Here is a 12,023-nt window from a genome sequence, read left to right on the forward strand (position 1 = left end):
CTTTATAAAATATACTGCGATAAATCCTGATCTTTCGCTAGCGCGCCCAGACGTTCGTCTACAAATGTTGCATTAACCTCGAGGGTTTGTCCCGCTTGATTGGGTGCATTATAAGACGCTTCTTCAAGCAAACGTTCCATAACAGTGTGTAAGCGTCGTGCGCCAATGTTTTCGGTGCTTTCATTCACTTGATAGGCAATTTCAGCCAAGCGCTGGATACCATCCGGGGTAAAGCTCACATAAAAACCTTCGGTGCCTAATAACGCTGTTGCCTGCGTGGTCAGTGCCGCTTTCGGTTCGGTCAGAATACGCACAAAATCTTTCACCCGCAGCGATTTTAGTTCAACCCGAATGGGTAGGCGGCCTTGTAATTCGGCAATTAAATCGGCCGGTTTGCTCATGTGGAACGCGCCCGAGGCAATAAATAAAATATGGTCGGTTTTAATCATGCCATATTTGGTGGAGATGGTGCTGCCTTCAATCAGTGGCAGTAGGTCACGCTGTACCCCTTCTCGCGATACATCACCGCCCGATGCGCCATTACGCTTGGTAACTTTGTCTATTTCATCAATAAACACGATGCCGTTTTGTTCTACGTTTTCAACAGCTTGCGATTTTATGTCTTCGTCATTGACTAGGCGCTGGGCTTCTTCTTCAATGAGTAACTTGAAGGCTTTTTTGATCGGCAATTTTCGCTTTTGCTTTTTGTTGCTGCCAAGGGATTGAAACATATCTTGCAGCTGAGAGGTCATGTCTTCCATGCCCGGTGGCGTCATGATTTCAACATGTGCTGGATTCACTTTTAGGTCAATTTCGATCTCTTTGTCGTCTAATTGACCTTCACGCAGTTTTTTGCGGAATTTTTGGCGAGTTTCCGCCATGGCTTCATGGCTATCCTCTTCGCGCCCACGAGCCGGTGGTAGCAGAATATCCAAAATACGTTCTTCAGCGGCATCTTCTGCGCGCGTTTTAACTTTTTGCACGGCTTGTTCCCGTTGCATTTTGACCGCATTATCAACTAGATCGCGAATGATCGAGTCAACATCACGGCCAACATAACCGACTTCGGTAAATTTCGTCGCTTCAACTTTGATAAACGGGGCATTAGCCAGTTTCGCTAAGCGGCGCGCGATTTCAGTTTTACCAACACCGGTTGGACCAATCATCAAAATGTTTTTAGGGGTGACTTCGGCCCCTAATTCCTTAGGAAGTTGCATCCGGCGCCAGCGATTGCGTAAGGCAACGGCGACAGCTTTTTTGGCGTCATCTTGCCCAATGATATGTTTGTCGAGTTCGTGAACAATTTCTTTTGGCGTCATCATGCTGGTCGCACACCTCAGTGATTGGTATAAAACCCAGTATTATAGTGCAAAAGCCATCAATTCGAAGTTCAATGATGGCGCGAATAAGGGTAAAAATGTAAACATCCCGTGAAAAGGATTACTTGGTCGTCATTAATAATTGCTGTCATAATACCTCTTTTTAGGGTTGAAATTATGGATGTTTTACTAACACAATTTAGTCATGGTGCTGGGTGTGGTTGCAAAATTTCACCGAGTCAACTCGATATTATTTTAGACGGTGCTCGTTCAGAGTTGCGTTTTCCAGGCCTGGTTGTTGGTCAAGGCGCCAAAGATGATGCGGCGGCGTTTGATTTAGGCGATGGTCGCGTTATTTTATCGACTACGGATTTTTTTATGCCGATTGTCGATGATCCGCGCACCTTCGGACAGATAGCGGCAACCAATGCCCTATCGGATATTTATGCGATGGGTGGCCAGCCGATGATGGCGGTTGCGATTTTGGGTTGGCCGTTGGATAAATTGGGTGCTGACGTTGCCGCAGCGGTGGTTGCTGGTGGGCGCCAGGCCTGCGAGACCGCAGGGATTCCGTTGGCCGGTGGTCATTCCATTGATACGCCAGAACCCATTTTTGGTTTAGCGGTTACTGGGATTGCGCAAAAGTCGCAGTTAAAAACCAACGCGATGGCCGATGCCGACTGTGCCATATTTCTAACCAAACCATTGGGCGTGGGGATTTTAACGACCGCACAAAAGCAGCAGAAAATTCGTCCAGAGGACTTACAAAACGCCATTAACACTATGTGCCAACTCAATAAAATAGGCGCCGATTTAGCCACTTTGGCTGGTGTTAGCTGTATCACCGATGTAACCGGTTTTGGACTGCTAGGGCATTTGTTAGAAATTTGTGAAGCGAGTCATATTAAAGCGGTTATTGATGCCAAGGCGGTGCCCTTATTGCCGAATGTTGTGGACTATTTGCAGCAAGGATGTGTTCCAGGTGGCACGATGCGCAACTGGCAAAGCGTTCAACATCAGGTCGCAGGTTCGAATGGTCAAACGCTTGATCAGCAAACCCAACGGCTATTATGTGACCCTCAAACCTCGGGTGGTTTATTAGTGATGGTCCGGTCCTCGGCCATGGCGGATTTTCAAGCACACTGTTACCAACAGGGTTTAAATCTAACGCCGATTGGCAAAACGCTTGCTGAATCTGCCACAGACGCTGGGCCACGGATCGAGGTAATTTGATGATCACTGCCTTGCCAAGTGTCGATGATTTTCAAGCGATTGCTGAAGCTCAGTTACCCTTGATTGATGTGCGCGCACCGGTTGAATTTCAACGGGGTTCGATACCCAATGCAACCAATTTGGTACTGATGAATGATGATGAGCGTCATCAGGTTGGACTTTGCTATAAGCAGTCCGGGCAGCAACAAGCGATAGTTTTGGGGCATCAATTAGTGCAAGGGGCGGTACGTGAACAGCGCACGGCCGATTGGCTAGACTTTGTTAAGCAACACCCTAGTGCCATGCTCTATTGTTTTCGGGGTGGGTTACGCTCTCGCACCTCGCAGCAATGGTTGAGTGAGGCTGGGGTGACCATTCCGCGTATTGCCGGCGGATATAAAGCGTTTCGGCAATATTTAATCGACACACTCAATCAAACAGCACAGGAACTAGCACAAGGTGTCTTGCAATCCTGGGTGATTGCCGGTCGTACCGGTTCTGGTAAAACCGCGCTATTGGCTCAGTTAGCGGCTGGGGTTGATTTAGAGGCGATGGCACAGCATCGCGGCTCCAGTTTTGGTGGCAGAGCTTGGCCACAGCCTTCGCAAATTGATTTTGAAAATCAGCTGGCTTATCGTTTGATCGCGCTGAATCGCAACGTTGGGCGCCAACGTATTTTTGAAGACGAAGGGCGTAATATTGGCTCCGTGCATTTGTCTGCCGAGCTGTTTTCAGCGATTAAAGCGGGGCATCGGGTGATGCTAGAGGTGCCTTTTGATAGCCGCTGTCAGCACATTCTTCAAGAGTATGTGATTGAAGGACAGCAAGAGTTTGGCGGTCTGGCTCCGTGGATAACCCATATGCAAAGTCGTTTTGTCCGCATTTCTAAACGTCTAGGGGGCGTGGGTTATGCCAAGGTTTGTCAGGCGTTTGAGCAGGCGTGTCATCAGCAACAGCTGAATCATCAGTTAGAGGCGCACCTGGGTTGGATTGTGTATCTACTGCGTGACTATTATGATCCTATGTATGATTATCAGCTACAACGCTACCCACAACCGATCATGATACAGGGTAGTCCAGAAGAGCTAATGGCCTTTTTCAATCAGCTAAAAGATTAGCTATACTTAATATTAATTAAACGATAGGCGCAATCGATGAGTATAGGATTTAGCAAAATGCATGGTTTGGGCAATGACTTTATGGTGGTCGATGCCATTAATCAGTCAATTGACTTGACACCAGGCCTGGTTAAAAGCCTTGCCGACCGGCATTGGGGCGTGGGGTTTGACCAGTTATTAGTGGTTGAGCGACCCAAGTCAGAGGTAGCCGATTTTCGTTACCGAATTTTTAATGCCGATGGTTCAGAAGTTCAGCAATGCGGTAATGGCGCCCGTTGTTTTGCCCGCTTTGTTTATGACCAAGGCTTAACCCAAAAACGTGAAATCCCCGTTGAAACCGCTTCGGGGCTAATCGTGTTGTATTTGGAAGACGATGGTCAAGTGCGGGTCAATATGGGGTTGCCGCGTTTTGCGCCGAACAGCTTGCCTTTTGTGGCCGAGGCACAAGCCGAGAATTACCAGATTGAGGTCGACAACCAGGCCTGGTTAATCGGCGCAGTGTCGATGGGCAATCCCCACGCGGTATTAATGCCATTTGAAGATGTTACCCAAGCGCCGGTGGCAACGCTGGGTGCGGCGTTGGAATCCCATCCACGCTTTCCAGAGCGCGTGAATGTGGCCTTTCCACAGTTGGTGAGTCCACAGCATATTAAGTTGCGTGTGTTTGAGCGTGGTGCCGGCGAAACCCAGGCATGTGGTACCGGTGCCTGTGCGGCGATGGCGGTATTGCGCCGTTGGGGACAAGTGGCTGAAGAAGTCACTGTATCTTTACCCGGTGGGGATTTAGTGATCCGTTGGTCAGGTCAGCTGGATGAGCCACTTTGGATGACAGGGCCGGTAGCACAGGTGTTTACCGGCCAATTGGGTGCGGGTTGGTTGAGCGAAACGAAAGGGGTCGTGCATGACGAGTGAAAAAAAAGGCTTAAGAGCCGATGAGGTTGCCGAGTATTTGGCGAAAAACCAACAGTTTTTTCATATCTTCCCCGGCCTGTTAGATGAATTGAGTATTCCGCATCCAGAATCGGGTAAAGCGTTATCGCTGTTAGAACGTCAGGTGTGGCAGTTACGTCAGCAAAAACAATTGTTGCAAGATCAGGTCGATTCCTTGGTGAGTATCGCCGGTGACAATGGGGTGATTATGCAAAAGCTACATCACTTAGCCTTGCGTTTGTTACAAGCGCCCAATCAGCAAGCGTCATTAGACGCGCTTTATCAGCAACTTCAGGGGTCGTTTGCCGTTGAGCAAGTCACCTTATTTAGCTGGGAACTACCCAATAGCAGTTTAGCAGGCCTGCAGCAGCTCGGTGTGCGCCAAGATTGGGTTGCCAGTTTAAAAGAGAGTCTAGTGCCAGGTCAGCCTGTTTGTGGCTTTATTGAAGCGCAATGGAAGCAAGGGTTGTTTAAAACCACCGAGCCGATTGAGTCGATGTGCTGTGTGCCGCTTGGCTGGCAGTCGGTTTGGGGTGTCTTAGCCTTGGGCAGTCATAGCAATCGTTTTCAGCCGGATTTAGGCACCTATTTTTTGAAAATTCTGGGTGAGTTGGTGAGTGCCCAATTTAACGCTTTGTTTAATGACGCTATGCCAGCATCTGCTGATTTAGTGAACAGCGAATTCTAATATGGATGCGTGTTTAGCCGCTTTTGTTGAGGATTTAGCGGCACAGCAGTATTCTGCGCATTCAGTCGCTAATTATCAGCGTGACATTGTTGCTTACCAGGCCTGGTCCGCAGACCCAGGTTGTTTGTCGCAACCCCACACTACAGCCGCCAGCGCGCTGTTTTGGCAAGCACAAAGCCTGCAAGATTTTGAAAATTATGTTATGTCCATGAGCGAGCAAGATAAGCACTCTCGCACCATTCGTCGCCATCTATCGGCATTACGGCGGTTTTATCAATTTATGCTCCGTCAAGGCTGGGTCGAGGATAATCCGGTGCAGTGGGTGCAGGCACCTAAAGCAGATAAACCCTTGCCCAAAAGTGTGTCTGTTGACAAGATGCAGCAGTTATTAGACCAGCCGTTGGATTCCGATTTGGCGGTTCGCGACCAAGCGATGTTTGAGCTGCTCTATTCATCCGGTATCCGCGTTGCCGAACTGGTCAGTTTGCGTTATCCCGCCAGTTTAGCCTTGTTGGATGAGGGTTATATCAGTGTTGTAGGCAAGGGCAATAAACAGCGTTTGGCAATGGTTGGACGCACAGCGGTGCAGGCATTGCAGGCCTGGTTGCCGCTTCGGCAACAATGGGCGCTTGAAGATGATGCGCTATTCATTAGTCAGCAGGGTAAGGGTTTAACGGTGCGCAGTGTGCAAAAGCGACTCGCGCAACGGGGTCGGACTGCGGGTTTGGACAGCCGCATTAGCCCGCATCGTTTGCGCCACGCCTGTGCGACCCATGTGCTAGAATCCAGTGGTGATTTACGTGCGGTGCAAGAGTTATTGGGGCACGCCCAGCTAAGCACCACCCAAATTTATACCAAATTAGATATGCAACACTTAGCGCAGGTTTATGACCAAGCCCACCCTCGGGCACGCAAAGGGGCGCAAGTAGCTGATGAACACCAGAACACAAGAAACACTCATCGAGTAGAGGACAACACAGATGCAACATGATCCGGCAACAATTTACGGCACCACGATTTTATGCGTCAAGCGCAATGGACAAATGGTTATTGGTGGTGATGGCCAAGTCACCCTAGGACACATTGTGATGAAAGGCAATGCCCGTAAAGTGCGTCGTCTGTATAACGGTCAAGTGCTGGCCGGTTTTGCCGGTGCTACCGCCGATGCGTTTACCTTGTTTGAGCGTTTCGAAGGTCGTTTGCAAACCCACAATGGACAGTTGATGCGCGCCGCGGTAGAAATGGCCAAGGATTGGCGCACTGATCGTGCTTTGCGCAAGTTAGAAGCGATGATGATCGTTGCTGATGCCGACACCATGCTACTGATTTCTGGGACAGGTGATGTGATTGAACCACAAGACGACTTTATTGCGATAGGTTCTGGCGGCAGTTATGCTCATGCCGCGGCTCAAGCCCTAATTCGCCATAGCGAGCTCGGTGCCGAGGATTTGGTGCGTAATGCTTTAACGATTGCGGCCGATTTATGTATTTACACCAACCACAATTTAACGATTGAAGTTTTAGCCAATACTAATTAGTCAATACCTAATTAACCAACACCTAGGGCTTTCAGCATCGGGTATTCACGCTCTAAGAAGTGGGTTGCGCGTTGGGTCAGTTCCGCCAGATTATCTTCAGCGGACTCCAGGGTGCGGCCATATTTCATGACCCCTTCACCGAGGGGCTCTAAAATCGCCCAAACATACTTAGCCAGGTCTTCTGCCGAGGTTTGTCCTTGTTGATAGCCTTGTAAAAAGAGTTGACTAAAACGCGCCACTTCAATGCCACCACCGGTCACCGGACAGGCTAAAAAATAGATGCTGGCACTGCCATGGGCTTTGGTCAGCAATGCTTGATTGAATTTGTCGCAACGTCCCTGCACCGCCGCTATAGCCTCATCACTTTGAGCGGATTGAATTTCTCCGCGATGGGTGAAAATAAACATCGCTTGAACAATTTCTTGCAGACCAATTTTGCCATGACTCGCTAGGGCTTGTTCAATCTCGCCCAGAGTATGAACCTGATAATCAGCAAGATAATCTAAAATCGGGTTATAAATATCGGCCGCTAAATCAGCAATGCCCAGTGCACCTTCCAAGACCAATGAAATAGCGCCACGGGGTTTGGTCATTACCACGCGCTCGGCGCGTAAAGCATTAACCACTTCAACAGGATTTAGGTTTTGCGCACCCTTGATCCAGTAATCTTTGCGGAATTTTTTATCCACACAGAAGTCGCGGGTATTTTCTTTTAAGGCGATATCATCAATTTGATTGAGCAGTTGTTGCTGTTCGGCTGACAAATTAATCGCCTCAATCAAATCAAGGTAGCTGGCCGAGCTGGCGTAATCTAATTTTGCCTCTGCCATGACTTCGGCCATGTCCGCGAAGTCCATCGGCTGCCAATCACGGTTAAAGTATTCATGCGCCAGATAGTGAGGGTCTTGACCCAGTAGTTCTTGCAGTTTCGGTGCCACTTGGCTGTTCGCGGTGGCGTGCAACGGATGGGTTTTGATGACTTGATCCGCAAATTGTAAGGCTTGACGAATTCGTTGCGCACTACCTTCGCCAGCTGCGCCCATCCGCTGGGTATGTTGTACCAGCAGACGACGTAACGGCATAATTTGCGCCCAACCAACTTGGGTGTTGTAGCTCACATAGACGACACCGCCGACTTTCAGGTTCTTCTTGATAAAAGCCATAATCAGTTGGCGGTTTTCAGCGGAAACCCAGGTCCAAACACCGTGTAGGCAGATAAAGTCAAATTTAGGCAGGTCATCGCGCGCTAAAAACTCGGCAAAGGATTCATCGGTAAATTGGGCGTTAGCACCACTGGTATTAACTAGGTTTTGGGCAAAGAGTGCTTGAGACGGCAGAAAGTCATTGCCCCACCATTGCGGCACCGCGGCACTGGCGTGGATGGCGGCACTCAAACCCTGGCCAAAACCTAATTCGCAGGCGGTCGTTACTTTAGGCGGTTCAATACCAGCGTTTAACAAGGCTAAGCGCATGCGCAGCGGGTTGAGCTCCTTGTAATAGCCATAGGTATAGCCAATATCTGCAACATAACCTGATGTCCAATCACTCATCTGTCTGTCCTTTTAGCGATCTTTGATTGTGGCTCATTATAACCCTTCAAATGGGTTAGACCGAGGCCTTTGTGGTTCGGTGGCTGTTTCGCTATGAGCGATATCGGGTTTGGGTAGCCAGCTGGCTGTTTTGCCACTGAAAAAATAAACGCTTAAGCCAATCCATTCGCGCCAACCCGGTTCTAAAGCCTTTAAGTGGTCGTAAAAATCAAAATCAATTTGACGTAGTTCGGCACTATTGCTGCGATAGTCCACCGGATAGGGAATGACATTAACCCCTTGTTTGCGGGCGATACCGACCGAACGCGGCATATGAAAAGCCGAGGTAATCAGCAGATAGGTGCCGTCTGGTTTTAACAAGGGTTGCAGATTACGAAAGTTTTCATAAGTATTGCGTGATTCGGACTCCAGGATTAACCGAGAGGGCAGCAGGCCAAGATCATTAAAAATCTGTTGTGCAATATGGCCTTCGGCACCGGTGTTTTGTAGTTGGATAGAACCACTGCCGCCACTAAAAATGACCGGCGCAAAGGGGTAGATATGAGCCAGTTTTTTGGCGGCAATATAGCGATCGCCGCCTAAACCCAGTTCAGCAACATTCCAACTTAGCGAGCGTTTTAAATCTTCGCCGCCGCCGAGAATAATAATGCCATCAATCTGTGCCGGTAGTTGGGCGGGTTGACTAAAGCGTTGCTCTAGCGGTTGGATAATCCAATCACCAACTGGGTAGCTAAGAACCAGGCCTGCTAAGAGGGTATTAGTGACGAGCAGCCATCTCGCAATACGTTGTAGTTTTAGCAGCAGCAGTAATGTGCCGACGATAAATAACATGATTATTAAATTGCCTGGGCTGAGTAAAGCCCAAGCTAATTTGGAAAGGTAAAAAAACAAGGTATCAGTCATGGGTTGCCCTGTTGTTATTCATTTTAAGTTGTGGATTATTTTGTGTATAAACTCTTGAAATAGCCTAGGTTAAATACCATATAACTCATAATGGAATTTGAGGATAACACGATGATGGATAAATTTACTAGCCAGTTTCAATCGGCTCTAGCGCAAGCGCAATCTCTGGCCAATAGCCAAGATAATCAATTTATTGAACCTGTACATATTTTATCCAGTTTATTGCCTGACCAGGGTCATTTATTGCGCCTAGCCGGTGTCGATGTCAATGGGCTGAATCAAGCCGTGCAGGCCAAACTGAAAACCCTGCCGCAAGTGAGTGGGGCAGGCGGCGATGTGCAAATCTCGCGTCAAACCGGCGCGATTTTGAATTTAATGGAAAAACAGGCGCAGAAAAATGGCGATGCCTATATTTCGAGCGAGCTGTTTTTCCAAGCCGCTCTGGAATCCAAAGATCAGGTGGCCGATTTATTAAAGCAAGCGGGGACGACTGAGAGCAGACTCGCTCAGGCGATTCAACAAGTACGAGGAGGGGAAAGCGTGCAAGACCAAAATGCTGAGTCCACGCGTCAAGCGTTGAAAAAATACACCATAGATTTAACCTCGCGCGCCGAGTCGGGCAAACTCGATCCGGTGATTGGTCGAGACGACGAAATCCGCCGTGCGATACAGGTTTTGCAACGCCGCACCAAAAACAATCCGGTATTAATCGGTGAGCCGGGTGTCGGTAAAACCGCGATTGTGGAAGGCTTAGCGCAGCGTATTATCAATGGCGAAGTGCCGGAAGGTTTGCGTAACAAGCGGGTGTTGTCGCTGGACTTGGGCGCGTTGTTGGCCGGTGCGAAATATCGCGGCGAGTTTGAAGAACGCCTCAAAGCGGTGCTAAAAGACCTGTCGAAAAACGAAGGCCAGGTGATTTTGTTTATTGATGAAATTCATACCATGGTCGGCGCGGGTAAAGCCGAAGGCGCAATGGACGCAGGTAATATGCTGAAACCGACCCTGGCGCGCGGTGAGTTGCATTGCATCGGCGCGACCACGCTGAATGAATACCGTGACAATATCGAAAAAGACGCCGCGTTGGAGCGCCGTTTCCAAAAAGTATTGGTCGATGAACCGACTGAAGAAGATACGATTGCGATTTTGCGCGGCTTAAAAGAACGTTACGAAGTGCATCACGGCGTGGCGATTACCGATCCGGCAATTGTGGCGGCGGCGCGTTTGTCGCAACGTTATATCACTGACCGCCAACTGCCGGATAAAGCAATTGATTTGATCGATGAAGCCGCCTCGCGTATTCGGATGGAGATTGACTCTAAACCGGAAGAAATGGACAAGCTTGATCGCCGTTTAATCCAGCTCAAAATGGAGCAGGTGGCGCTGAAAAAAGAGAAAGACGATGCCTCGAAAAAAAGACTGGAAATCTTAAAAGACCAAATCAAAGAACTAGAAAAACAATATTCCGATTTTGAAGAAGTCTGGAAAAAAGACAAGGCCGCTTTGCAGGGCGCACAGCAATACAAAGAAGCGCTCGACAAAGCACGTACCGAAATGGAAGCCGCACGCCGTGAAGGCAATTTAGCCAGGATGTCAGAGTTGCAATATGGCGTGATTCCCGATTTAGAAGCCAAAATCAAAGCGGCTGAAGCGTCGGAAGCGGAAGGCGACGACCACATGCATCTGTTGCGTAATAAAGTCACCGAAGATGAAATTGCTGAAGTCGTGTCGCGCTGGACTGGTATCCCGGTGTCGCGCATGATGGAAGGCGAGCGCGAAAAACTTCTGCGTATGGAAGAAAGCCTCAGCGCCAAAGTGGTTGGTCAAGACGAAGCGGTGAAAGCGGTGTCGGATGCGATTCGTCGTTCGCGCGCCGGATTATCCGACCCGAACAAACCGAATGGTTCGTTCCTATTCCTTGGCCCAACAGGGGTGGGGAAAACCGAGCTGACCAAATCCTTGGCGGATTTCTTGTTCGATAGCCAAGATGCGATTGTGCGGTTGGATATGTCGGAGTTTATGGAAAAACACTCGGTCGCACGTTTAATCGGTGCGCCGCCCGGTTATGTCGGTTACGAGCAAGGTGGTTATCTAACCGAAGCCGTGCGCCGCAAGCCTTACTCGGTGATTCTGCTGGATGAGGTTGAAAAAGCGCACCCAGATGTGTTTAATATTCTGCTGCAAGTGCTGGACGACGGGCGTTTAACCGACGGTCAAGGTCGCACGATAGATTTCCGTAACACGGTCATTGTGATGACCTCCAACCTCGGTTCGCAGATTATTCAAGAACTGGCGGGCGAAGCGAATTACGATGCCATGAAGTCTGCGGTAATGGATGTGGTCGGTGGCCATTTTCGCCCTGAGTTTGTCAACCGTATTGACGACATTGTGGTGTTCCATCCGCTTGGTAAAGCGCAAATTCGTGCGATTACCGATATTCAGCTACAGCGTCTGCGTGATCGTTTGGTGGATTTGGATATTAAACTCGATGTGTCGATTCCGGCGCTGGATGTGATGGGCGAAGCCGGGTTCGATCCAGTGTATGGCGCGCGTCCGCTTAAACGGGTGATTCAGCAACGCTTAGAAAACCCGCTAGCGCAACGCATCCTAAAAGGCGAGTTCCTTGCGGGTTCAACTATTCACGTTGAACTGGAAGACGGCGAGCTTAACTTCCACTAACTGCAATTAACGTTTATCTGCGTTAACTGTCATAACGCACCCAACCCCGCACACGCGGGGTTTTTTACATCAAAAACCTTACCACCAGG

At 49.1% G+C, this 12,023-nt stretch carries 10 protein-coding genes; 7 read left to right on the top strand and 3 right to left on the bottom strand.

The genetic code is table 11. The annotated features are described in order from the left end of the window. Nucleotides 1-2: 2 nt before the first annotated feature. Entirely contained in the window at nt 3-1,322 is a 1,320-nt protein-coding gene (hslU, locus tag THICY_RS01885) for an ATP-dependent protease ATPase subunit HslU (protein WP_013834923.1), read from the bottom strand. A gap of 174 nt (nt 1,323-1,496) precedes the next feature. Between hslU and selD the strand changes: the two genes are divergently transcribed. Genes selD through hslV form a run of 6 tightly spaced genes read left to right on the top strand, consistent with a single transcriptional unit; the run spans nt 1,497 to nt 6,805 of the window. After that, the gene (gene selD, locus THICY_RS01890; protein WP_013834924.1) at nt 1,497-2,552 is read left to right on the top strand and encodes a selenide, water dikinase SelD; all 1,056 of its coding nucleotides are present in this window, start codon (nt 1,497-1,499) and stop codon (nt 2,550-2,552) included. After that, nucleotides 2,552-3,649, top strand: coding sequence for a tRNA 2-selenouridine(34) synthase MnmH (gene mnmH, locus THICY_RS01895; RefSeq protein ID WP_013834925.1), 1,098 nt, complete (start codon nt 2,552-2,554; stop codon nt 3,647-3,649). Before selD ends, mnmH begins: the two co-directional genes overlap by 1 nt. Nucleotides 3,650-3,685: 36 nt before the next feature. Further along, nucleotides 3,686-4,561 carry a diaminopimelate epimerase gene (dapF, locus tag THICY_RS01900; protein ID WP_013834926.1) on the top strand — a complete coding sequence of 292 codons (876 nt, stop codon included), beginning with the start codon at nt 3,686-3,688 and terminating at the stop codon, nt 4,559-4,561. After that, nucleotides 4,551-5,267, top strand: coding sequence for a DUF484 family protein (locus THICY_RS01905; RefSeq protein WP_013834927.1), 717 nt, complete (start codon nt 4,551-4,553; stop codon nt 5,265-5,267). The genes dapF and THICY_RS01905 overlap by 11 nt, the downstream gene beginning before the upstream one ends. 1 nt (nt 5,268) lies before the next feature. Next, complete coding sequence (locus tag THICY_RS01910) at nt 5,269-6,258, top strand: tyrosine recombinase XerC (protein WP_013834928.1); 990 nt, start codon at nt 5,269-5,271, stop codon at nt 6,256-6,258. Then, nucleotides 6,248-6,805: an ATP-dependent protease subunit HslV gene (hslV, locus tag THICY_RS01915; protein WP_013834929.1), complete on the top strand. Its 558-nt coding sequence runs from the start codon at nt 6,248-6,250 to the stop codon at nt 6,803-6,805. The genes THICY_RS01910 and hslV overlap by 11 nt, the downstream gene beginning before the upstream one ends. A gap of 11 nt (nt 6,806-6,816) precedes the next feature. On the opposite strand, the gene THICY_RS01920 is transcribed toward hslV, so the two are convergent. Continuing rightward, nucleotides 6,817-8,355 carry a class I SAM-dependent methyltransferase gene (locus tag THICY_RS01920; protein ID WP_013834930.1) on the bottom strand — a complete coding sequence of 513 codons (1,539 nt, stop codon included), beginning with the start codon at nt 8,353-8,355 and terminating at the stop codon, nt 6,817-6,819. Nucleotides 8,356-8,391: 36 nt separating this feature from the next. Beyond that, on the bottom strand, nt 8,392-9,258 hold the full coding sequence (locus THICY_RS01925; RefSeq protein WP_013834931.1) for a YdcF family protein: 867 nt from the start codon (nt 9,256-9,258) through the stop codon (nt 8,392-8,394). A 111-nt stretch (nt 9,259-9,369) separates the two neighbouring features. Between THICY_RS01925 and clpB the strand changes: the two genes are divergently transcribed. Then, on the top strand, nt 9,370-11,934 hold the full coding sequence (gene clpB, locus THICY_RS01930) for an ATP-dependent chaperone ClpB (RefSeq protein ID WP_041435274.1): 2,565 nt from the start codon (nt 9,370-9,372) through the stop codon (nt 11,932-11,934). Nucleotides 11,935-12,023 lie beyond the last annotated feature (89 nt).

Origin of the sequence: Thiomicrospira cyclica ALM1 (genome assembly GCF_000214825.1) — a bacterium.
Classification (GTDB): domain Bacteria; phylum Pseudomonadota; class Gammaproteobacteria; order Thiomicrospirales; family Thiomicrospiraceae; genus Thiomicrospira; species Thiomicrospira cyclica.